Here is a 21,980-nt window from a genome sequence, read left to right on the forward strand (position 1 = left end):
ATAGCATGAAACTATTTTCATTTTGAGACAAGCCTATACTACGCTTTTTAGCACTTTAAACCAGTCTTTTATTTTCATTTTCTTTCATTTTTTCATAGATTTCCAACTTCTCCTCTTTTCTTCAAGCTACAAAATAGATGTCAATCGTTTGACATTTTTTGCCATTTTTTTCATTTATCGCTTGCATTTTTAATAGGAAATCGGTACTATGGAAGTAAGAAAAAATTCGGAGGAATAAAATGGAATGGACAACTGAACGTCGTTACAGACGTTACGAAGACTGGACAGAAGATGAAAAGCAAGCCATCCAAGAAAACATGGCGAAATCTCCTTGGCATACACACTACCATGTAGAGCCAAAAGCTGGTCTCTTAAATGATCCTAACGGTTTTTCCTACTTTGATGGAAAATGGATCTTGTTTTACCAAAATTTCCCATTTGGTGCAGCCCATGGGTTAAAATCATGGGTACAAACAGAAAGTGAAGACTTGGTTCATTTCAAAGAAACTGGGGTAACGCTTCTTCCAGACACAGATCTGGATAGCCATGGAGCTTATTCCGGATCAGCTATGCAGTTTGGTGACAAACTATTCCTATTCTACACCGGAAATGTCCGTGATGCAGAATGGGTTCGTCATCCTTACCAAGTCGGTGCTTTGATGGACAAGGACGGAAAGATTGAAAAAATTGACAAAATCTTGATTGATCAACCGGCTGACTCTACGGATCACTTCCGTGACCCACAGATTTTTAATTTCAAGGGTCAATTCTACGCTATCGTTGGCGGTCAAGACCTTGAGAAGAAAGGATTCATCCGTCTCTATAAGGCTGTAGATAACGACTATACCAACTGGATTGCAGTCGGTGACTTGGATTTTGCAAACGATCGGACAGCTTATATGATGGAATGTCCCAACCTAGTCTTTGTTGGAGACCAACCCGTTCTTCTCTACTGCCCTCAAGGCTTAGATAAATCCGTTCTCGATTATGACAATATCTATCCAAATATGTACAAGATCGGGGCAAGCTTTGACCCAGAAAAGGCCAAAATGGTTGATGTATCTGAATTGCATAATCTCGACTATGGTTTTGAAGCCTATGCCACTCAAGGATTTAATGCACCTGATGGACGTGCCTATGCTGTTAGCTGGCTAGGTCTTCCAGACGTTTCTTATCCAACAGATTCCTATGACTACCAAGGAGCTCTCTCACTGGTCAAAGAATTAACCATCAAAGATGGCAAGCTCTACCAATACCCAGTTGAAGCGATCAAGGACTTGCGCGCTGAGAGTGAGGCATTTGCCAACAAGGCTCAAACCAAGAACTGCTATGAATTGGAATTGCAGTTTGAAAAAGATAGCCAGAATGAAATCGTCCTCTTTGCAGATGCAGAAGGAAAGGGCTTAGTTCTCACATTTGATCTGGCTAAAGGATTGGTCACAGTGGATCGTAGCCAGGCTGGTGAGCAATATGCCCAAGAATTCGGTACGAGCCGTAGCTGCACAATCGCTAACCAAGCGACGACTGCTAATATTTTCATTGACAATTCAATTTTTGAAATCTTTATTAATAAAGGAGAAAAAGTATTTTCTGGTCGGGTCTACCCACATGCGGATCAAAATGGAATCTTGATCAAGTCTGGAACCCCTACTGGAACTTACTACGAACTTGATTATGGTCGCAAAGCTAACTGATGTCGCCAAACTCGCCGGTGTCAGCCCTACTACTGTCTCACGGGTCATCAATAAAAAAGGATACCTGTCTGAAAAAACGATCCAAAAAGTCCAAGAAGCCATGCGAGAATTGGGCTATAAACCTAACAATGTTGCTCGTAGTCTCCAAGGAAAATCAGCCAAGTTAGTCGGCTTGATCTTTCCCAACATCAGCAATGTTTTCTATGCTGAATTAATCGACAAACTAGAGCACCAACTCTTCAAACACGGCTATAAAACCATCATCTGCAATAGTGAACACGACTCCGAAAAAGAGCGCGAATACATTGAGATGTTGGAGGCCAACCAGGTAGATGGCATCATTTCAGGAAGTCATAATTTAGGCATTGAAGATTACAACCGGGTAACTGCTCCTATCATTGCTTTTGACCGCAACCTCTCCCCAGAAATTCCGGTTGTCTCTTCAGACAACTACGCTGGAGGGGTGCTTGCAGCAGAAACTTTAGTAAAAACCGGAGCCCGAAATATCATCATGATCACAGGTAATGACAACTCCAACTCCCCAACAGGCTTGCGTCACGCAGGCTTTGCATCGGTTTTACCTGAGTCCATGATCATTAATGTTTCCAGTGATTTCTCCCCTATTCGCAAAGAAATGGAAATCAAACAGATCTTAACCCAGCAAAAACCAGATGCTATCTTTGCCTCCGATGATTTGACGGCGATCTTGATCATGAAAGTCGCTAGAGAATTAGATATTCAGATTCCTCAGGATTTGAAAGTGATTGGTTATGATGGAACCCAATTCATCGAGACCTATACACCTGAACTGACAACCATCCAACAACCCCTCGAAGACATTGCTATCCTCATGGTGGATCTTTTACTCCAAAAGATCGAAGGAAAAAAAGTAGCGACTACCGGTTATTTCTTGCCCGTTAGTCTCCACTCTGGAAAAAGTGTCTAAAACAACCCCTACAGTTCTATACTGTAGGGGTTGTTATTCGTCAAAAAAAGGCTGGGCAAAAACTGTCTAGCCTTTTATATATAATAGAAATAACTGTATGACGCAGTGGTTGATTGGCATCTTTGTTCGCCTTTTAAGCTCCAAAGATGACCTAATCAACTGTGCGGGGGTGGGAAAACGAACTCTTTTAACTAGTTGGAGTTCTTTCCCACTCCCTTTTTACTTATTCTTCTGTCACAAATTGACTGAGGACACCGTTGACAAATCGTGAAGAGGTTTCATCTGAAAAGGCCTTGGCCAATTCCACCGCTTCATTGACTGCGACGATCTGTGGTGTATCAAACTCTGTCATTTCATAAATTCCCAGACGAAGGATGTTTTTCTCTACCAAGGTCAAGCGCTCAACAGTCCAGCCGGTTTTCAAATGTTGACCGATTTGTTGGTCTAGTTGATCTTTTGACTGATAGACACCCGTCACGAGATTCATGAGAAAGGCAGGAAGATCGACTTCTTTGTCTTCTGCTAGGTCCTTGTCATGTAGATAAGCAAAGCGACAAGCTTCAACAATGTCTCCATCGTATTCCAAGGCCATCAAGGCTTGGAAGGCGCGCTCACGCAAATCTCGACGTGATTCTAATAAAATTTCATCAGTCATTGAGGAAGTCCTCATTAAACAAGTCTTTCAAGTCTGGTTTTGGAGATTTTTCCGTTGCGATACCGACAACGTGAATGTTGACAGCATCCAAGGTTACATCTGCCATATCATAAACTGCTGACTTGACTGCTTTTTGAATGGCTACAGCGACAGATGGTACAGCCACTCCATATTCTAAATAGAGATAGATGTCTACTGAAACTTGACCATCTTCCTCGGTATGAAGGTAGACGCCACGTCCAAGTGAGCGTTTGGATAAGCTATCTGAAACACTCTTATTTTCAAGCGAATAGACACCCTCTACTTTTGCTGTCGCAATCGCAATAATTTTTTCTAATACACGTGGTGCAATAACGATGTCACCAAATTGTTCAGTTGCCATAGAAGTTCCTTTCTATTTGACACCCTGAGATGTCTCTTATGCACGAGAAACGTAAGTTCCTTCAGTAGTGTTAATGACCAATTTTTGTCCAGCTTCGATGAAATCAGGAACGTTTACGACCAAACCAGTTTCCATTGTAGCAGGTTTACCAGAACCAGTCACTGTAGCACCTTTGATAGATGGTTGAGTTTCTGCAACAGTCAATTCAACAGTTGTAGGAACTGTTACACCGATGACTTCGCTTCCGTAGAATTGAATTTTTACTTCTGAGTTTTCAAGGATGTAAAGCAATTCTTGTTCTACATTCACAACTGGAATTTCATATTGGTCATATGTTTCAGTGTTCATGAAGTAGGCTGTATCATCCATTTTGTACAAGTATTGAGCTGGAACAGTTTCGATAATCGCTTGTTCAAATTTTTCTTCTGGACGGTAGCTTGTATCAAATGTTGAACCAGTACGGACATCACGCAATTTCATACGCATGATAGTGTTTCCTTTACCTGGTTTGTGGTGGCTAGCTTCCAAAACGCGGATCAATTTTCCGTCAGCTGTTTCAAAAGTCATACCAGCTTTCAATTTACTTGCTTCGATCATGTTTTATTACCTCTTTTTTAAAAATAGATTACTCTTTATTGTAACACACTATTTGATTTTTCTCAAACAGCAATTTTCTCTTTTTAGGAAGGCTAGAAGGTGGAGAGAGATTGCAAGAACGAGTCCTTAGAATCTCTATACCTCCAACTCCAGCTTCACTATTCCTTATTGGTCCACAGGCACAATGTTGCCATCAGCATCTTTGGTGACATGGACATATTTTCCATCTACTTCAATGTAGAAGGTATGAGGCTTGTCTTGAGCTGGAGAGGCTTGCTTTTGAAGGTCATTGCCAAGTGCTTGACCCAAGTTCATCCCCATAATCATGTTCATGCCATTGCCACCTTCATTTTTAGCAGCAGCGACCAAGGCCTCATTGCGAGCACGACGTTCTTCGATTTCAATGGTATTGTACTTCATCGCTGCCAATTCACTGTCCAGTTTATTGACCTTGGCCATACTGTCTGCATCGTAGCTCAAATCTTCGATGAGGACGTTGGTTAATTCGATACCATATAATTCTGTCCAAGTTTTGTTGACTTCGCGTTTTGCAACTTCATTGAAGACGTCTTGGTCAACATTGATATTGTAAATGTCCGCCTTATTTTCAGCCGTATATTTTGAAATAGCCACTGCAATTTTTGGTGCTAGATTTTGGCGCAAGGTGCCCTGAGCCACATCTTCCAAGGTAAATGGCTTATCTGCAGTGATTTGACGACTGACTGCACTGATGTAAAAGAGTACAGGATCTGCCACTTTAACATCATAAAGACCATAAAAACGAATACTAAGAAGTTGTTGGTAACGGTCGCTAAAGTACTCGACTGGATTTTGAGTGCCAAATTTATTTCCTGTAAAAGGTTGCATCCGCACAAAAATAATTTCTTGTTGGGTGACCACTTGGCCTCCAAATGAGAAACGATTCTTGAACTGATCCCACGTTCCTTTCACACCACCTTTTTCAAACAACCAGGCATTTTCACCGGCTTGCCATTCGTGGCTCCCTGCTTCTAGAAGGTCTCCTAGAAAAGTTCCATTATTGACCAAGAGAGCAACATAGCCTTGGGGAACGATGACGACAGAACCATCTGTCAATAGACCCGTATTTTGGTTACTCTGACGAGAGCGCCCATCTGGATCTTTGGTTAAGAGCTGTCCCTTAATGGCCAAAGCAGTTGCTGGAACAGCTTCTGGCAAGGTAATGGCTTCCTTAAATTTACTATCTTGAAAACTTGAAATGCCCGCTGAAAGGGCTGCTTTAATAAATCCCATACATTCTCCTATCTGTAGAATTCAATTTCATCCACAACTTCGTAGACATCCAAGACCCAATCTTTTGGATTGTGCTTCAAGGATGCTTGGCAATATTCACACTTGTCGATTGAATCGATGGTCAGTGGCGCACCACAGTTCGGACAGTGATCACTAACGACTTCTGAATTCTTAATGATCTCTGTCTGGGCTCCATGTTCACGGAGGAAGACCATGCGGTAAACGGTAAAGAGATCTTTGGTTGGATCCCCTTCGATCACACGGCCCGTTTCATCACTTCGGATGTAATCTCTCATCGTCGATGACAGAATGACTTCGATGCGGTCATTGCCTTCTGGATTTTCGATAAAGTCTTTGATCTTGGAATCTTCCACACATACGCGCTCTAGAACATTGGTTGTTTTGGCGCGAATATGCTCTTGCAACTGTGTCAAGTGTTGCTCATAAAGACTCGTACTTTCTAGATTCCGCACGGAATTCCAATCTTTTTCTGTCCAGGCAGACTGCAATTGAAGATAAACCAGCTTGACTTGCGATAAGAAGCGGTCTTCATCAAACATTGGATCCAGTTTACGGATACGGCGAATCGCTTCATAGTTGTTCTCAATTGGTCGACCAGCCCGTTCTTCGGTTGTCCGTTTTGGACCACTGTTTGAAGAAAATGATTCATCACTTTCATTAGCTTCTTTTGCAATATTATAGACAAATCCAATCAATCCAACGATAGCAAAAATTGCTACTACACCATCAGAGTCTGTTCCAGAACCAGAACTGTAGCTACTGGATCCACTAGACCAGCTACTGCCACCTCCAGACCAGCTACTGCCACCTCCAGACCAGCTACTACCACCACCACCGCCAGAATGAATAGTGCTACTACCACCACTATGCGTATTGCCGACACCAGCATGAGCCCGAGGAGCAAATACAAACAGCAGGACTAGTAGAAAAATTCCAACTATTACACTTCGTTTTTTCATAGGCCTCTTTTCTTATCTTTGTATGTTACACAGGGGTTAAGAAAATACTGTCTATTTTATAGGACAATCAATTCTTTAGGAGCAAGAGTCAAGACTTCACAGCCTTTTTCTGTGATCAAGAGGTCATCTTCGATCCGCACACCAGAGAGACCTTCGATATAAATACCTGGCTCATCTGTTAAGACCATCCCTGCTTGAATCACTTCTTTAGACGTTTGGCTGAAGTATGGTTCTTCGTGGATATCTAGCCCAATTCCATGACCGATTCCATGAGTGAAGTATTGACCATAGCCGGCTGCTTCGATCACATCGCGTGGGATTTTATCAAAATCACGGAAGCCAAGTCCATCTTTAGCCGCAGCAATCAAGGCTTGATTGGCTTTCAAAACAGTTTCGTAAATTTCTCTTTCCTTGTCGCTGACATGACCCGCATAGATAGTCCGTGTCATATCGCTGACATAGTGGTCATACAAGCAACCAAAATCAAGGGTCAAGGCATCTCCTGCTGAAATGACCCGATCACTTGGAGTCGCGTGAGGCATGGCAGAGCGTTCACCAGCTGCTGAAATAATATCAAAAGATACACCAGAAGCTCCCAACTCCCGCATTCTAAAATCGAGGAAAGTCGCTGCTTCCAACTCTGTCGTTTGCCCTACCTTGATATAATCCAAAATATCATGGAAGGCTTGGTCAGAGATGCTACAAGCTTTTTTAATGGCCGCAATCTCCGTTTCATCCTTAATCAAGCGCAATTCCATGACAAAATTCGCTAGGGATTGAAGGGTAATGCCACTGAAAACAGAAGCCATACGGGCATGGTAGGCCACCGTCACTTCGTCCTCAAAACCAAGTTCTTTGATGCCAAGGTCCTTAACGATCTCTGCAGCTGCAGTCAACTCATCGCGGGTTTCAACAATCTCTACAAAGGGGAAACAAGTCGCATGGGCATGGATGGTGTAGCGCGAATCTGTAAAGAGTACCACGCGTTCTTCTGTCACCAAAGCGGTCCCGTTTGAACCCCAGAAATTAGTCAAATAATAAACATTTTTCAAATTGTTAATCAATACCGCTTTGAGGTTTTGGGCTTTCATTTTGTTTCTTAAGTTGCTGATCCGTTGATTCATTGTAATTTTCCTTTCAAATATTGTCCTGTGTAGCTAGCAGGATTTGCTGCTACTTCTTCTGGCGTTCCAGTCGCAATAATGGTTCCGCCACCGACACCGCCTTCTGGTCCTAAATCGATGATATGGTCTGCTGTCTTAATGACATCCAAATTGTGCTCAATCACAAGGACTGTATTGCCATCATCCACAAACCGCTCTAAGACTTTGATCAAGCGCGAGATATCCTCCGTATGAAGTCCTGTCGTTGGTTCATCCAAGATATAGAAGGATTTTCCTGTAGAGCGCTTGTGCAGTTCAGAAGCCAACTTCATCCGTTGCGCTTCCCCTCCTGATAGAGTCGTTGCAGGTTGCCCCAGCGTTACATAGCCCAAGCCCACATCTTGGATGGTCTTGAGTTTGCGTTCAATTTTTGGAATGTGCTTGAAGAATTCAACTGCCTTGTTGACCGTCATATCCAGCACTTCTGCAATATTTTTTTCCTTGTAGTGGACTTCAAGGGTCTCACTATTGTAACGACGTCCATGGCAGACCTCACAAGGAACGAAGACATCTGGCAAGAAGTGCATTTCAATCTTGATGATCCCATCTCCTGAGCAGGCTTCACAACGCCCGCCCTTGACATTGAAACTAAAGCGGCCTTTTTTATAGCCCCGAATTTTGGCTTCATTGGTCTGAGCAAAGAGATCGCGAATGTCATCGAAGACGCCTGTATAGGTCGCTGGATTGGAACGAGGAGTCCGACCAATCGGGCTTTGATCAATGTCGATCAAGCGATCGATATGCTCAATCCCCTGAATCGTCTTGTATTTCCCTGGTTTTTCCGAATTGCGGTTGAGCTTTTGAGCGATGGCTTTTTTCAAGATGCCATTGATCAAGGTCGATTTTCCAGAACCGGAAACTCCAGTGACTGCGATAAATTTGCCCAGAGGAAAGCGTGCAGTGATGTCTTGTAAGTTGTTCTCACTTGCTCCATTAATTTCAATATAGCGACCATTTCCTGAACGGCGCTCTGTCGGAACCGGAATCTTGCGCTTGCCGGACAAGTACTGACCCGTGATGGATTTGCTGTTGCGAGCCACCTGCTTAGGAGTTCCAGCCGCAACGATCTCTCCCCCAAAAACACCGGCACCTGGGCCGACATCGATCAGGTAGTCTGCTTCTCTCATGGTATCTTCGTCGTGTTCGACGACGATCAAGGTATTGCCTAAATCACGCATCTTTTTGAGACTGGCAATCAGGCGGTCGTTGTCCCTTTGATGGAGGCCGATTGACGGCTCATCCAAGATATAAAGGACTCCAGAGAGGTTGGAACCGATCTGGGTTGCCAAGCGAATGCGCTGACTCTCTCCACCTGATAGTGTTCCTGCTGAGCGTGACAAGGTCAAGTAATTAAGGCCTACATTGTTTAAGAAGGTCAAACGATCTTTGATCTCTTTTAGGATCGGTCTTGCAATCGTAGCTTCATTGTCTGTTAAGACCAACTGATCCACAGCTTTTAAGTGGTCCGCAATCGATAGATCTGACACTTCCCCGATATGCATCCCTTTCTCCCCACCAACACGAACAGAAAGTGCCTGGTCATTGAGACGGTAGCCATGGCAGGTCGCACAGGTCAATTCGTTCATATAAGAGCGCATTTGGTTGCGGGTGAAGTCACTATTGGTCTCACGGAAACGACGGTGAATGTTGTTTACGACCCCTTCAAAAGGAATCTCGATATCCCGAACCCCACCAAACTCATTTTCATAGTGGAAGTGGAATTCCTTGCCGTTTGAACCATAGAGGACCAAGTCTTTTTCTTCTTGAGAAAGATCGGAAAAAGGTCGGTCCATATCAACGCCAAAATGGATCATGGCCTGCTCCAACATTTGTGGATAGTAGTTGGAAGAGATCGGATTCCAAGGAGAAAGTGCTCCTTCGCGAAGGGTTAAGCGATCATCTGGCACCACCAAATCCAAGTCTACCTCTAGCTTAATACCCAGCCCATCACAGTCTGGACAAGAGCCGAAAGGCGCATTGAAAGAAAAGAGGCGGGGCTCTAATTCAGGAACGGTAAAGCCACAGACTGGACAAGCATAATGCTCAGAAAAGAGTAGTTCCTTGCCATCCATGGTATCAATCACCACATAACCATCCGCAATCCGAAGGGCTGCTTCAATCGAATCAAAGAGCCGCGAGCGGATGCCCTCTTTGATCACGATTCGGTCCACAACTACTTCAATCGTGTGCTGCTTGCTTTTAGATAGTTCTGGAACCTCTGTCACATCATAGATCTCACCATCGACCCGCACCCGGACATAGCCGTCTTTTTGCACCTTTTCAATGATATTCTTGTGCTGGCCTTTTTTCTTGCGAATAATAGGAGCTAGAATTTGCAGGCGTTGGCGCTCTGGTAATTCTAAGACTTGATCGACAATTTGCTCAACAGAAGAAGCCGTAATCGCTCCATGCCCATTGATACAATAAGGCGTCCCTACACGCGCATAGAGCAAGCGCAGGTAGTCATTGATCTCTGTTGCCGTCCCCACTGTAGAACGGGGGTTTTTACTGGTCGTTTTTTGGTCGATGGAAATGGCTGGACTCAAGCCGTCAATGGAGTCCACATCTGGTTTTTCCATATTTCCCAAGAACTGCCGGGCATAGGCTGATAAGCTCTCCACGTAGCGGCGCTGGCCTTCTGCATAGAGGGTATCAAAGGCCAGACTGGACTTTCCAGAACCAGACAAACCCGTCACCACGACTAATTTGTCCCGGGGAATTTCCACATCTATATTTTTTAAATTATGGGCGCGTGCCCCATGAATGACAATTTTATCTTGCATGTTCTTACTCTAATCACCTTTTTGTTAACCTCCATTATAACAAATTTTTTAGTATTCTTTTATCCAAAACCGTCCTTTTTCTGATATAATGTTAAGGTGTAAAAAAACAAGGGGAGGCACCATGAAACAGGTCTTTTTATCGACAACGACTGAATTTAAGGAAATAGAGACGCTGGAACCCGGTAGCTGGATCAACCTTGTTAACCCTTCTCAAAGTGAATCGATGGAAATCGCCTCTGCTTTTAATATCGATATTGCAGACTTACGGGCACCACTCGATGCGGAAGAAATGTCCCGTATGACCATCGAAGATGAGTATACCTTGATCATCGTCGACGTCCCCATCAAGGAAGAGCGGAACAATCAGACCTACTACGTGACGATTCCGCTAGGGATTATCCTGACAGAAGAGGCTATTATCACGACTTGCTTAGAGAAATTGCCGCTTCTCGATATCTTTATCAACCGACGCTTGCGGAATTTCTATACCTTTATGCGGTCACGCTTTATCTTTCAGATCCTCTATCGCAACGCTGAACTCTACTTGTCTGCGCTTCGTACCCTGGATCGCAAAAGCGAGCAGATTGAAAGTCAACTGCACAAATCAACGCGTAATGAAGAGCTGATTGAGTTGATGGAGTTAGAAAAAACCATCGTCTACTTTAAGGCCTCACTGAAAACCAATGAGCGCGTGATCAAGAAATTGACCAGCGCCACTAGTAACATCAAGAAATACTTAGAAGACGAAGATCTACTGGAAGATACCTTGATCGAAACCCAGCAGGCCATTGAGATGGCGGATATTTATGGAAACATCCTCCACTCCATGACCGATACCTTCGCATCAATCATCTCCAACAACCAGAATAACATCATGAAGACCTTGGCCATGGTGACCATCGTCATGTCCATTCCAACTATGATTTTCTCGGCCTACGGAATGAACTTCAAGGACAATGAATTACCGCTCAATGGAGAACCAAACGCCTTCTGGCTCATCATTTTCATCGCCTTTGCCCTGACCGGTTCTCTCGTCGTCTACCTCATCCATAAAAAATGGTTCTAACACCTACTAATAACACTAAGGAGTATTTATGTCTCAATTTGATTTGAATCAACTCAGCAAGAAAAACCAAGAATTTATCCGTATTGCCAAACACCAATTGCTTGAAAACGGTAAATCAGAGGAAGAAGCAGAAAGCCTCATCCAAGAAATCCTTCCAGCTATCTATGAAAACCAAGGAAAAGGGATTCCGGCACGGACTCTTTTTGGAGCTCCAACTGTTTGGGCGAATTCTTTCAGCGAGAAAGAACGCTATGAAAAAGAGCATCCGAAATTAAACGATGCTCCCTCTCTTATGATTTTGGATTCCTTCCTCTTTATCTTTGGTGTCTTTGCTGCGATTAGCGCCTTTATGAACTTGGTTGCACCGCGTCGTACTGGCTATGGGTTGATCACCTTGATCCTTGGAAGTTTGACAGGGGCTCTGCTCTTGTATCTCATGTACTACTTCTTCTATCAGTATATGGATGGCACAAAAGATCGCAGTGAGCGTCCTTCTCTTTGGAAATCCATGCCGATTCTTGTTGGAGTCATGTTCCTTTGGGTCATTGTCTTGTCCTTTACTTCCTTACTCCCACAAGTCCTCAACCCAACTATTCCAGATGTCCTTGCCATCGTTTTAGGAGCTCTAGCACTTGTCCTTCGCTTCTACCTCAAGAAACGCTTTAATATTAAAAGTTCGAGCACAGCACCTGCAACTCGACGTTAAGAAAACGGATGAAGTTTAAACTGCACCCCAAAAGTTAGACAGAAAAAATCTAATTTTTGGGGTGTTTTTATTATGAAATCGTCTTATGAGAATAATGTTTAGCTCTATGAACCTATAAAACCAGGATATGTAAAACAACTCTCAAAAAATTTTGGATAAACATTTCCAATCTAAGCCACATAATAAAGAAAAGAAACATCACTATTTTCCTGATTATGGGGGATAAAAAACTCACCACTGTTTATCCAGCAGTGAGCCATTCATCCTATCTAACCACAAGATATTCTAAAAATCTAGAGTATAAGAATGCTGATCTCACCATGGGTTAACAGCTCCCCACGGAGAGTATATTCCTACACCGATTAAGACAGATCCGTTGACTCCTCGATCATAAGGAACATGCAACTTCCATGGCAAACGATTACTTATAGCCTTTGGTCACTATGACCAATCAATTTATCTATTCTTACGAATGGCATCAACAATAGGCTGCTTCCCTGTCATATAGATAGGAATGAGCCCACTAGTCATTAATACAGCAAACGTAAGTAAAATTAATGAAACTATAGAAGTTAGATAGAAATGAATGATATCAACTATTTCTAATTGAAGCATTTGAATAGCTAATATAGTTAGTATTAAAAGCAGTATACTTGATAAAGTAATTATTTTCTTTCCATAATTTAATAACTCAAGAATAAATAATCTAAAAACATGTTTTGTACTGTATCCCATAGCCTTTAATACGCCAACTTCGTATTTTCTCGTTCGATTTATTAAAAAGAAGACAAAAGATAAGATTGCAACTACGAGCAAAAGCATGACAATCGAAATAATTATCAAAAAGTTTTTTATGTATTTTAAACCTTTATTAAATTCTTTATAATTCTCGAAAGACGAAACAATTGAAAATTTATCCGAAATTTTTTTAATACGATTGATTTCTTGAGGGACATCTTTGCTATCCTTCACAGTAACATGTACTGCACTTGGTGCCCATTCTTTTACAGAAAGATCATCAATTGTTTCTCTCTGTTTGCTTTCTGAACCTATATATTTGCTCTGTATTTTTAACATCTCATCACTCATCATGAATAAGGTGTTATCATTTACAGAATAGTTAAACGGATACTCCTCTCTTACGATGCCAAGTATTTTAAACGTTTGTTCCTCTTTCACATATAGGTCTCCATCGGATTTAGAATAACTTCCTTCTTTATCTATGTGAGATTCATAAATATTAATGGGGACATAATATGTAAGTGTTATCTCCGACCCAGCTACAATATCTTCTAGTTTTTGTTCTTTGATAAATGATTCCGAAACAAATATCCCCCTATTCGTAGTCCTATCGAAGTATTTAATTTGTCTCTGAGTCGTATTCGTATTGAATAGTGGTTGCACACTGTAATTCTTGGATAAATGAATATTCTTTCCATTAATAGATAGATTCGGTGAAAAATCTCGACTAATTTTTAAATAGTTTTCAGCATTTTCAAAAGTCATTCCCATACTAGGAAATTCAATATATGGTTCTAGTTTGTATACATTCCTACTATCAGAAATTTGATGTATTTCCTTATTCGAGAGCGATTGGAAATCATCAATCACCTTGCTCGTTCCAAGTCCTATGGAATCATTAATAACCAAGAAACCATTTTCTAATGAATCACTGATGAATCTTTGATACTTAGAAGAAAATAATGATTGAATATTCATAGAACCAACTGCAAGCGAAACTGTGAAAGAAATTAGTATTAATAAAAGTACAGGTAAAGGAGGTACCTTCCTTTTCTTTTGGATCTTCAATCTAATATTTTTCTTTAACTTACTAGCATGCCACTCTTCTTGAAAATTACACTCTATGTCTTCTTTCATTCCAATTAATTTTTTGTCTTCGAAATGTAGCTTTATATCTCCTTTGTTAATAACATATTCATCGTGTGAAATTACAATAACGATTTTATTATATTTATTTGCTAGTTTTAACAGTAAAGATGAGACAATTTCTCTATTTTCAGAATCCAAAGAATTTGTAGGTTCATCTGCTAAAATAATATTCTTATCTGTTATCATCCCTCTAGCAATGGCAACACGTTGTTCTTCTCCCCCAGATAAATCCTCAGGATATACATCCTTCAATTCTAAAATTCCTAACTCACTTAGAATATTATCTATTTTATTTTCTATTTCCTTAGTTGATAATTTGAAAAAGTTTAGCGAAATTTTCAAATTATCATACACAGTCAAGTCTTTTATTAGATTATGATTTTGAAATATAAAAGCAATATTTTGTGCAATAAAGGATGAAACAATCTTCTTGTCACTCGTATCAATTTTGGAGCCGTCGTAAATATAAGTTACTTTAGGGTCATACTCTGAAATCAGCCCAATTTTATTCAGCAACGAAGTTTTTCCAACTCCTGATTTTCCATAAATTGTATATAATTTTCCCTTTTCGAACTTTAGAGATGTTGGTAGCAATAGTGTTTTCTTGCCATACTTAATGGACAAGTTATGAATTTCAAACATAAACAGCCACCTCCTTTTGAGAACGCTTACCCTCAAGGATATTATAGCTCTTTTTTCAAGCTATATCAATTTAAATGAGTAAAATACTTTTATATCAAATAAACTTCCACCTCTAGTTGATATCTCTATCTAGAAAATTGACTTTCACATCAACTATAGTTAAAAGACAAACAAAAAACCTACCCAAAGGCAGGTCTGACAAATTAATCTTGTTTTATAATTTCTGTGGTTGGTAAAAGCACTGCAATAATTATGGAGCATTATTTTACTGCATATCATTGTTCAATCTTTTTGAAAAATAGAGGACTAAGTCATCATTGTTTTCACAAGAACTGTATGGGTCCAAGGGCTGATCCCTAAACCAAATTCCAGATCCATCTGGGATATAGCCTCGTTTAACATACAGTCTTTGAGCTGGGCCATAACCCGAGTGTAAACCAACCCCTAAAGTAACAATCTCTGATAGTAGCCGGACTCTTTTTTCCGCCTCTTCTAAGAGTTGATTCCCAATTCCTCGATTTCTAAATGGCTCAAAAACATTAAAATCAGATAGTTCAGGATAGACTCCCACGAAAGGGCCGTGCTTGGCAGCAGGCAATATAGTGATATAACCTGCCACAAATCCATCCGACTCAGCTACTAATACGTCCCTTTCTCCGTTCTCCTGATCCTGAAAATAGCTGGTCAAGATATCCTTTCTACCCGGCCACCCTTGGTGGATAAAGGCTTGAGAGATGTGCTCAATATCTGCCTTTATCATCCTCCTGATGATTACACCTTCCTTCATAGTTCCCTCCTTGATACATTTCTTCCCACATTATAACACGATTAGAGCTAGGGAAAGGTCAAAGAGGTCCACCTGGACCTGAAAAAAAGACCCGTAAGGGTCTTAATTCGCTCTCTTATTTTCAAACTCATGAAAAAGAGGTCCACCGGACCTGAAAAAAAGACCCGTAAGGGTCTTAATTCGCTCTCTTGTCTTCAAGCTCATGAAAAAGAGGTCCACCGGACCTCTTTTTTAATCTTCGTTTACGAAAGGCATCAAAGCCATTACGCGAGCGCGTTTGATAGCTGTTGTTACTTTACGTTGGTTCTTCGCTGAAGTTCCAGTTACACGACGAGGAAGGATTTTCCCACGTTCTGAAACGAAACGGCTAAGAAGCTCAGTATCTTTGTAATCGACATATTCGATTTTGTTTGCTGCGATGTAATCAACTTTTTTACGGCGTTTGAATCCGCCACGACGTTGTTGAGCCATGTTTAATTCTCCTTTATAGTTTTAATTCGTTAAACCCATTCTTAGAATGGAAGATCGTCGTCTGAGATATCCATTGGATTCGCTCCAAATGGATTTTCTTCACGACCAAAGTTTGGCGCTGCATTGCTTGGTTCAGATCCACCAAAGCTTGGGGTTGCATTTCCAGCAAAACCACCGTTGCCTGATGAATAGCCACCACCTGCATGCCCTTCGCGTGCTGCACGGCTTTCCAATAGTTGGAAGCTGTCTGCTACGACTTCAGTGACATAAACACGTTGACCTTGCTGGTTCTCGTAATTACGTGTTTGAATGCGACCGGTAATCCCAATCAAAGCACCCTTCTTAGCCCAGTTGGCTAAGTTTTCTGCTTGCTGACGCCAGATCACACAGTTGATGAAATCGGCTTCGCGCTCTCCATTTTGACTCTTGAAGTTGCGGTTGACAGCTAGGCTGAAAGTAGCAACTGCTTGATTACTTGGAGTGTAGCGAAGTTCAGCATCACGGGTCATACGACCGACAAGTACAACATTATTAATCATAAGTCACCTCTGATGATTTCTTACGCGTCAACTTTTACGATCATGTGACGAAGAATGTCACCGTTGATTTTTGAAAGACGGTCGAACTCGTTAAGAGCTACAGCGTCGTTCGCTTCAACGTTTACGATGTGGTAAAGTCCTTCACGGAAATCTTGGATTTCGTATGCAAGACGACGTTTTTCCCAATCTTTTGATTCAACAACAGTTGCACCGTTGTCAGTCAAGATAGAATCGAAACGTGCTACCAAAGCGTTTTTAGCTTCTTCTTCAATGTTTGGACGAATAATATAAAGAATTTCGTATTTAGCCATTGATAATGTTCCTCCTTTTGGACTAATGACCCCAAGTCTTTGCAAGGGGTAAGTGAGGTTTACTCACAAGAAACTATTATACCAGACTTTTGGAACAAAGGCAAGAATTATCTTTAGGATTTAAAAAATGATTTTTGACGTTCCCTTCGAGAAAAAAGAAAGAAATGTCCTAAAAAATGACATTTTATAGAAGAAACCCCTCCCCTTCTTTCTCCTCTTTCCTTAAAGAAAACTGATATCAGTTAGCTTTAAGCTTGAGTCTATATACTAGCTTCAACAAATCTCAAGAAACGAGGAACGATTATGAATTATCTTATCATCCCCGCCTATCAACCGGATCTGAATCTTGTCAAACTGGTTCGCTTGGTCCACGCTAAGAGCGATCTCCACATCATCGTTGTCGACGATGGGAGTGACGCTGACAAGAAAGTGATTTTTGACAAATTGGACGGTCTTGCGACAGTTCTGACTCATGAGCACAATCAAGGAAAAGGGCAAGCTCTCAAAACTGCTTATGCCTACATCCTAGAAAGAGGCACCTATGGAAGCATTGTTACAGCTGATGCAGACGGTCAGCACAAAATTTGGGATATTTTCAGGGTTGTTAACCAATCTCAAGAACATCCTGGAGCACTTATTTTAGGAGCACGCGCCTTTTCTGGCCAAGTTCCTTTGCGTTCTGCATTTGGAAACAAATTGACCCGTTTCCTCTTCAAACAACAAACCGGAGTGGCAATCAGCGATACCCAAACAGGTTTACGGGCTTTTACTACGAATCTCTTGCCTTTCATGCTTGAGGTTGACGGACGGCGTTATGAATATGAGATGAATGTTCTCCTTGCAGCAAGCAAGTCCTTCCCCATCCTAGAAGTTCCGATTGAAACAGTCTACATCAATGACAATGAAGGTTCCCACTTCCGTCCTATCCGAGATGGCCTCATGATCTACAAGGACATGTTTAAGTTTGCCCTCTCCTCTCTAAGTAGTTTTATCGTAGACTACTTGGTCTACGCTTTCTTCCTTTTCGTGATGATGGCCGTGCCCATTAGTCTTCGCATTCTCCTAGCGAACGGGATCGCTCGTGTGACGAGTTCCATTTTTAACTACTCGACTAACAAGCACCTGGTCTTTAAGAATAAAGACAGCGTCGCTAAAACAGGAAGTGGCTACTTTGGTCTAGCCCTCGGCCTCTTTATTCTCGATACGCTCTTGATTCGACTCTTCTATACTGCTTTCGGGCTCAATCTCCTGATCAGTAAAATTGTCGTTGGCTTCCTCCTCTTTCTGGTCTCATGGGTGATCCAGAAAAAAGTAATCTTCAAAGAAAGGACAGCTCCCCACCATGAAATTCTTTAAAAAATCCTACACCTATGCTGCCTGCTTTGGCCTTCTTTTAACCAGCAGTTTTAGCTACTCGATGCTCAAGACTTTTGTCTTATCCGATGCCATCCAAACCGTAAAAGCTACGACTACGGACACCAAGGCAGCAAAAAAAGCAGCTGCATCGGCAACAACGACCGATACTAGCTATTCAGATGACAATATCCAGGTGAGCCTAACAGAAAAAACGATTGAAAATACCCAGGTTTACATTGCAGATATTACAGTCAGCTCATCTGACTACCTCAAAACAGCCTTTGCACAAAACACATACGGAACCAACGTGACAGCCAAGACCTCTGTCACAGCTGCCAACAACAGTGCCATTCTAGCAGTGAATGGTGACTATTACGGGGCTAACAGTACAGGATACGTCATCCGAAATGGAGTGGTCTACCGCGATACCGTTCGGGAAGATTCAAGCAATGGTGACTTAGCCATTTACAAGGATGGATCCTTCAAAATTATCTACGAAGATGAGATCTCTGCGGATCAATTGGTCAAAGACGGGGTCGTCAATCTCCTCGCTTTCGGTCCTTCCTTAGTTGAAAATGGAGAAATTACCGTCGATACCAACTCAGAGGTCGGGCAATCTATGGCGTCAAATCCACGGACAGCGATTGGGATCATCGATGAAAACCACTACATTATCGTCGTGTCAGACGGACGGACTTCAGAAAGCCAAGGCCTGTCTCTCTACCAATTAGCAGAAGTGATGAACTCTTATGGTGTTAAAACAGCCTACAACCTGGATGGGGGTGGATCTTCTACCCTTTACTTCAATGGCCAAGTTATTAACAAACCAACAACAAATGGTACTATCTCAGAAAGGGCGGTGAGTGACATTGTCTACATCGGTTACTAATCCTATCAAACAACGGTTGAAAAAAACGATTCTCTGGTATTCTCTAATTTCAGCTTTCTTCTTCGTTGGAAGTCGCATCTATGAACACTTTAGTTTTGGCGAAACCTCTGCCTTCATGCACTATCTCTTCTTAATACCTTTGATCGGTGGTGCCCTACTAGTGGCTCTACAGTTCATGGTGAAAGGCCTCTCTCGCCTGAGTCTCAATCTTTGGAATTCAGGAGTGGCTACGCTCACAGCCGGGGCCCTCTACAGAGGGATTGTCAACCTCTCTGGTCGATCTACTACAATGGATCAACCCTATTATTACCTTGGAGTCGCCTTTCTAGCACTAGCTCTGATCAGCCTCTTCTTTGTCCGCAGTGTCTGGGTGGAGAAAACAGCCTAAGACATCAAAAACGTCCGTTTCTTTATAGAACGGACGTTTTTTAGGGTAAGTTAACGGATGAAGAACTTAGCCTTCACGTTTTTTGCTGGCTACAAAGCCTGCTAAAGCTAGTGAGGTCATACCAAAGAGGCTAAGGACGGTTGAAGCCAATTCATCTTGACCTGTTTTTGGAAGACCGGTTGCCGGTGTAGCAACTACTTCCGCTTGACCACCTGTATGATAAGTGACAGCGACTGGTTTGTTTGTTGCCACTTCTTTTGTTTCGCTTGCAGCTGGTTGAGCTGGAGTTACTGGAGTTTCAGGTTGAGGAGTTGGGGTAACAGGAGACACTGGAGCCACAGGATGGACTGGATTTACAGGACTTACTGGATCAACTGGCGCTGGCTGTGGTTGTGGTTCTGGAGTTGGTTGTGGGGTTGGTTGTGGTTCTGGAGTAGGTGTTTCTTCTTCCACTTTTTCCACAAAGGTCTTGTTGCCCAAGATTGAAGCAGACAATTTCTTCCCTGCCTTATTCACATCTTCGATGTATTGGATAAAGACTTCAGTATCTGGATTAATCGCACCGATCAATTTTGTATCGCGGAAGACTGAGAATCCATCACCACCACCATACAAGAAGTCATTGATAATCGCCTTGTAGGTCTTGTTGCGATCAATTTCGGTTCCATCTGCCTTGTAAGCTTTCACAACCTTATATGGATTTTCTTCTGTTGCATCGGCTGGTTTTGTATAGGTGTACTTGATCCCTGCCATTTGCAAGAAGTAAAGCTCTTTCTCATCATATTGTTGGTCCAAAGCTTTATAAATTTGGTCTCCGGTAATTTCGACTACTTGGAGGATATTTCCAAATGGTTGCACCGCTTGAGCTGCACCCCAAGTGACTGTTCCGTCTGGTTTCACCACGAGGTCTGCACGGATTCCTCCATTATTGGTGAAGGCAAAGTCAACATCTGGATAACCTGATTTTTTGGCAATATCTAGTTGCGCTGCTGTGACCAAATCTCCAACAGCACTTTCTTTTTGCGCATTCAACTCACGTGTAATATTTTCAGCTTTTTCTGCTGTACCGATTTTTGCTTCTGTTACTTTTTTAACCGTCGCATTGGCATCATCGATGATCGCTTGAACCTTGGCATCTTTTGCTTTGCCTTTCGATGGATCCACCGCAATAATTTTAGCAGTTGGAGCTTTGACAAAGTCAGCTGTATCTGTATCTAGGACACCACGGACATCCGAGTAAGCTTTCCCTTGAGACGTACCTTGAACGATCAAGGTATTTCCAACCATCCCGTTTGTATATTGGTGGTTATGACCTGCAAAGACGATATCCACTGAGTTTTCAGGATAGATTTGGTTTAATTTTTTGATCATGTCTGCAGCCGGACCTTCTGCTACACCATTCTTACTAGTGGCAGCAACGTGGGCCAAGACAGCAATCGCATGAACTCCTTGGTCATTTAATTCACGCGCATATTTGGCAATCGATTCTGCTTCATCCAAAACACGGTATTGTTCATGATTTTTACGCAAGACAAGATTTGGGAATTCTGTCGTAACAACCCCGATAAATCCGACCTTAACGGTCTTATCGTTGACTGGGATTTCTTTGATGGTATAAGGTTTCCAGTCAAATGGGATTTTGTTGGTATCCTTGTCAACCAAGTTGGCAATTACAACTTCTTGTTTGGAAGCTTCATGAGGATACTCATCGACGATCTTGTTGAATTGACCAGGTGTTGGGGCTTCTCCCTTCATGATCCGGTTGAATTCACCAAGTCCTTCGTCAAACTCGTGATTTCCAAGGGTTCCGTATTCAAAGTTCATTTCATTGAAGACTTTTACAGTTGGTTCATCTTGAAGGAGGGCAGAGTTGGCTGGACTTGCGCCGACCATATCTCCAGCTTGCACACGGATACTGGCATTTGGCGTTCCGGCATTCTCCGTTTCAAAGTCTTTTTGCGAATCGTTCAAATAGGTTGCCAAAAGTGGGGCTGTTCCTGCGTTTTTCACAGTTTCGCCTTCTAAACGAGCTGTCCCTGTTTGTTCCAAGGCACCGTGGAAGTCATTAACGCCCATGAACTGCACGGGCAATTCGTCTGCAAAAACGCTATTGATCGCAAAAACACTAAGACCCGCAGCGACCGCTAGGATACTGCTTTTCAAGATAATTTTTTTCTTCATAGAATACTCCATTTTCTAATGTAAAACACTTCTCCAAAAAGGAGAACGCAGAACAGTTGATTTGCTGCAATCAGCTCTTCCATTTTACTATTTTTTCGGTTTTACTTCAATATTTTCCTGGAAACTCTTACAATTTTATCAGAAAACGCTTGATTTCCGAACATCTATTCTCATCCTCTTCCTTTTGTTACTTGCTGTTCATCACAAAAGAGGCTGGGACAAAAGTCCTAGCCTCTCAATTATTTTTGGATTGTCGAGCAAGACGCAGTGGTTGAGTGGGCT

At 42.1% G+C, this 21,980-nt stretch carries 20 protein-coding genes; 7 read left to right on the plus strand and 13 right to left on the minus strand.

What is annotated here, in order from left to right:
* Positions 1–239: 239 nt before the first annotated feature.
* Together H7T92_RS01320 and H7T92_RS01325 are read left to right on the plus strand one after the other, a co-directional pair.
* Entirely contained in the window at positions 240–1,694 is a 1,455-nt protein-coding gene (locus H7T92_RS01320) for a sucrose-6-phosphate hydrolase (protein ID WP_201036784.1), read from the plus strand.
* A complete protein-coding gene (locus tag H7T92_RS01325; RefSeq protein WP_045759818.1) occupies positions 1,675–2,640 on the plus strand; it encodes a LacI family DNA-binding transcriptional regulator in 966 nt (321 codons plus the stop codon). Before H7T92_RS01320 ends, H7T92_RS01325 begins: the two co-directional genes overlap by 20 nt.
* Positions 2,641–2,863: 223 nt before the next feature.
* Here H7T92_RS01325 and nusB read toward each other — a convergent pair whose 3' ends face one another.
* The 7 genes from nusB to uvrA form a co-directional block, all read right to left on the minus strand.
* Positions 2,864–3,295: a transcription antitermination factor NusB gene (nusB, locus tag H7T92_RS01330; protein WP_003008602.1), complete on the minus strand. Its 432-nt coding sequence runs from the start codon at positions 3,293–3,295 to the stop codon at positions 2,864–2,866.
* Positions 3,288–3,677: an Asp23/Gls24 family envelope stress response protein gene (locus H7T92_RS01335; RefSeq protein ID WP_003005404.1), complete on the minus strand. Its 390-nt coding sequence runs from the start codon at positions 3,675–3,677 to the stop codon at positions 3,288–3,290. Before H7T92_RS01335 ends, nusB begins: the two co-directional genes overlap by 8 nt.
* A gap of 36 nt (positions 3,678–3,713) precedes the next feature.
* Positions 3,714–4,274 carry an elongation factor P gene (gene efp / locus H7T92_RS01340; RefSeq protein ID WP_003005479.1) on the minus strand — a complete coding sequence of 187 codons (561 nt, stop codon included), beginning with the start codon at positions 4,272–4,274 and terminating at the stop codon, positions 3,714–3,716.
* 165 nt (positions 4,275–4,439) lie between these two features.
* Positions 4,440–5,546, minus strand: a complete 1,107-nt coding sequence (locus tag H7T92_RS01345) for an SPFH domain-containing protein (RefSeq protein WP_201036785.1) — start codon at positions 5,544–5,546, stop codon at positions 4,440–4,442.
* An 8-nt stretch (positions 5,547–5,554) separates the two neighbouring features.
* Positions 5,555–6,526, minus strand: a complete 972-nt coding sequence (locus H7T92_RS01350) for a TIM44-like domain-containing protein (RefSeq protein ID WP_201036786.1) — start codon at positions 6,524–6,526, stop codon at positions 5,555–5,557.
* Between the two features lie 56 nt (positions 6,527–6,582).
* Positions 6,583–7,650 carry a M24 family metallopeptidase gene (locus tag H7T92_RS01355; protein ID WP_201036787.1) on the minus strand — a complete coding sequence of 356 codons (1,068 nt, stop codon included), beginning with the start codon at positions 7,648–7,650 and terminating at the stop codon, positions 6,583–6,585.
* On the minus strand, positions 7,647–10,472 hold the full coding sequence (uvrA, locus tag H7T92_RS01360) for an excinuclease ABC subunit UvrA (RefSeq protein WP_201036788.1): 2,826 nt from the start codon (positions 10,470–10,472) through the stop codon (positions 7,647–7,649). The genes H7T92_RS01355 and uvrA overlap by 4 nt, the downstream gene beginning before the upstream one ends.
* 121 nt (positions 10,473–10,593) lie before the next feature.
* Between uvrA and H7T92_RS01365 the strand changes: the two genes are divergently transcribed.
* Positions 10,594–11,538 carry a magnesium transporter CorA family protein gene (locus H7T92_RS01365; protein ID WP_031576884.1) on the plus strand — a complete coding sequence of 315 codons (945 nt, stop codon included), beginning with the start codon at positions 10,594–10,596 and terminating at the stop codon, positions 11,536–11,538.
* Positions 11,539–11,566: 28 nt separating this feature from the next.
* Positions 11,567–12,244, plus strand: coding sequence for a DUF1129 domain-containing protein (locus tag H7T92_RS01370; protein ID WP_201036789.1), 678 nt, complete (start codon positions 11,567–11,569; stop codon positions 12,242–12,244).
* Positions 12,245–12,700: 456 nt separating this feature from the next.
* Here the strand turns inward: H7T92_RS01370 and H7T92_RS01375 are convergent, their stop codons facing one another.
* From H7T92_RS01375 to rpsF, 5 genes are all read right to left on the minus strand, one after another.
* A complete protein-coding gene (locus H7T92_RS01375; RefSeq protein WP_201036790.1) occupies positions 12,701–14,776 on the minus strand; it encodes an ATP-binding cassette domain-containing protein in 2,076 nt (691 codons plus the stop codon).
* A 265-nt stretch (positions 14,777–15,041) separates the two neighbouring features.
* Positions 15,042–15,563, minus strand: a complete 522-nt coding sequence (locus tag H7T92_RS01380; RefSeq protein WP_201036791.1) for a GNAT family N-acetyltransferase — start codon at positions 15,561–15,563, stop codon at positions 15,042–15,044.
* A 231-nt stretch (positions 15,564–15,794) separates the two neighbouring features.
* A complete protein-coding gene (gene rpsR, locus H7T92_RS01385) occupies positions 15,795–16,034 on the minus strand; it encodes a 30S ribosomal protein S18 (protein WP_000068664.1) in 240 nt (79 codons plus the stop codon).
* Between the two features lie 41 nt (positions 16,035–16,075).
* A complete protein-coding gene (locus H7T92_RS01390; RefSeq protein ID WP_003008622.1) occupies positions 16,076–16,573 on the minus strand; it encodes a single-stranded DNA-binding protein in 498 nt (165 codons plus the stop codon).
* 20 nt (positions 16,574–16,593) lie between these two features.
* Positions 16,594–16,884 (minus strand): 30S ribosomal protein S6, encoded by a 291-nt coding sequence (rpsF, locus tag H7T92_RS01395; RefSeq protein WP_003005040.1) that lies wholly within the window; start codon positions 16,882–16,884, stop codon positions 16,594–16,596.
* A 303-nt stretch (positions 16,885–17,187) separates the two neighbouring features.
* Between rpsF and H7T92_RS01400 the strand changes: the two genes are divergently transcribed.
* From H7T92_RS01400 to H7T92_RS01410, 3 genes are read left to right on the plus strand one after another with little or no spacing between them, the layout of a single operon-like run.
* On the plus strand, positions 17,188–18,240 hold the full coding sequence (locus H7T92_RS01400) for a bifunctional glycosyltransferase family 2/GtrA family protein (protein ID WP_201036792.1): 1,053 nt from the start codon (positions 17,188–17,190) through the stop codon (positions 18,238–18,240).
* Positions 18,227–19,129 carry a phosphodiester glycosidase family protein gene (locus tag H7T92_RS01405; RefSeq protein ID WP_201036793.1) on the plus strand — a complete coding sequence of 301 codons (903 nt, stop codon included), beginning with the start codon at positions 18,227–18,229 and terminating at the stop codon, positions 19,127–19,129. The genes H7T92_RS01400 and H7T92_RS01405 overlap by 14 nt, the downstream gene beginning before the upstream one ends.
* A complete protein-coding gene (locus H7T92_RS01410; protein ID WP_155199981.1) occupies positions 19,110–19,517 on the plus strand; it encodes a hypothetical protein in 408 nt (135 codons plus the stop codon). Before H7T92_RS01405 ends, H7T92_RS01410 begins: the two co-directional genes overlap by 20 nt.
* 66 nt (positions 19,518–19,583) lie before the next feature.
* Here the strand turns inward: H7T92_RS01410 and H7T92_RS01415 are convergent, their stop codons facing one another.
* Entirely contained in the window at positions 19,584–21,698 is a 2,115-nt protein-coding gene (locus H7T92_RS01415; RefSeq protein ID WP_201036794.1) for a surface-anchored 5'-nucleotidase, read from the minus strand.
* Between the last annotated feature and the right edge of the window lie 282 nt (positions 21,699–21,980).

This window comes from Streptococcus parasanguinis, assembly GCF_016648855.1.
Taxonomy (GTDB): Bacteria; Bacillota; Bacilli; order Lactobacillales; family Streptococcaceae; genus Streptococcus; species Streptococcus parasanguinis_L.

Bases quoted from the DNA above. Each gene is read 5' to 3' on its own strand.
- H7T92_RS01320 (WP_201036784.1), top strand. From the start codon at position 240: ATGGAATGGACAACTGAACGTCGTTACAGACGTTACGAAGACTGGACA.
- H7T92_RS01325 (WP_045759818.1), top strand. From the start codon at position 1,675: ATGGTCGCAAAGCTAACTGATGTCGCCAAACTCGCCGGTGTCAGCCCT.
- nusB (WP_003008602.1), bottom strand. From the start codon at position 3,295: ATGACTGATGAAATTTTATTAGAATCACGTCGAGATTTGCGTGAGCGC.
- H7T92_RS01335 (WP_003005404.1), bottom strand. From the start codon at position 3,677: ATGGCAACTGAACAATTTGGTGACATCGTTATTGCACCACGTGTATTA.
- efp (WP_003005479.1), bottom strand. From the start codon at position 4,274: ATGATCGAAGCAAGTAAATTGAAAGCTGGTATGACTTTTGAAACAGCT.
- H7T92_RS01345 (WP_201036785.1), bottom strand. From the start codon at position 5,546: ATGGGATTTATTAAAGCAGCCCTTTCAGCGGGCATTTCAAGTTTTCAA.
- H7T92_RS01350 (WP_201036786.1), bottom strand. From the start codon at position 6,526: ATGAAAAAACGAAGTGTAATAGTTGGAATTTTTCTACTAGTCCTGCTG.
- H7T92_RS01355 (WP_201036787.1), bottom strand. From the start codon at position 7,650: ATGAATCAACGGATCAGCAACTTAAGAAACAAAATGAAAGCCCAAAAC.
- uvrA (WP_201036788.1), bottom strand. From the start codon at position 10,472: ATGCAAGATAAAATTGTCATTCATGGGGCACGCGCCCATAATTTAAAA.
- H7T92_RS01365 (WP_031576884.1), top strand. From the start codon at position 10,594: ATGAAACAGGTCTTTTTATCGACAACGACTGAATTTAAGGAAATAGAG.
- H7T92_RS01370 (WP_201036789.1), top strand. From the start codon at position 11,567: ATGTCTCAATTTGATTTGAATCAACTCAGCAAGAAAAACCAAGAATTT.
- H7T92_RS01375 (WP_201036790.1), bottom strand. From the start codon at position 14,776: ATGTTTGAAATTCATAACTTGTCCATTAAGTATGGCAAGAAAACACTA.
- H7T92_RS01380 (WP_201036791.1), bottom strand. From the start codon at position 15,563: ATGAAGGAAGGTGTAATCATCAGGAGGATGATAAAGGCAGATATTGAG.
- rpsR (WP_000068664.1), bottom strand. From the start codon at position 16,034: ATGGCTCAACAACGTCGTGGCGGATTCAAACGCCGTAAAAAAGTTGAT.
- H7T92_RS01390 (WP_003008622.1), bottom strand. From the start codon at position 16,573: ATGATTAATAATGTTGTACTTGTCGGTCGTATGACCCGTGATGCTGAA.
- rpsF (WP_003005040.1), bottom strand. From the start codon at position 16,884: ATGGCTAAATACGAAATTCTTTATATTATTCGTCCAAACATTGAAGAA.
- H7T92_RS01400 (WP_201036792.1), top strand. From the start codon at position 17,188: ATGAATTATCTTATCATCCCCGCCTATCAACCGGATCTGAATCTTGTC.
- H7T92_RS01405 (WP_201036793.1), top strand. From the start codon at position 18,227: ATGAAATTCTTTAAAAAATCCTACACCTATGCTGCCTGCTTTGGCCTT.
- H7T92_RS01415 (WP_201036794.1), bottom strand. From the start codon at position 21,698: ATGAAGAAAAAAATTATCTTGAAAAGCAGTATCCTAGCGGTCGCTGCG.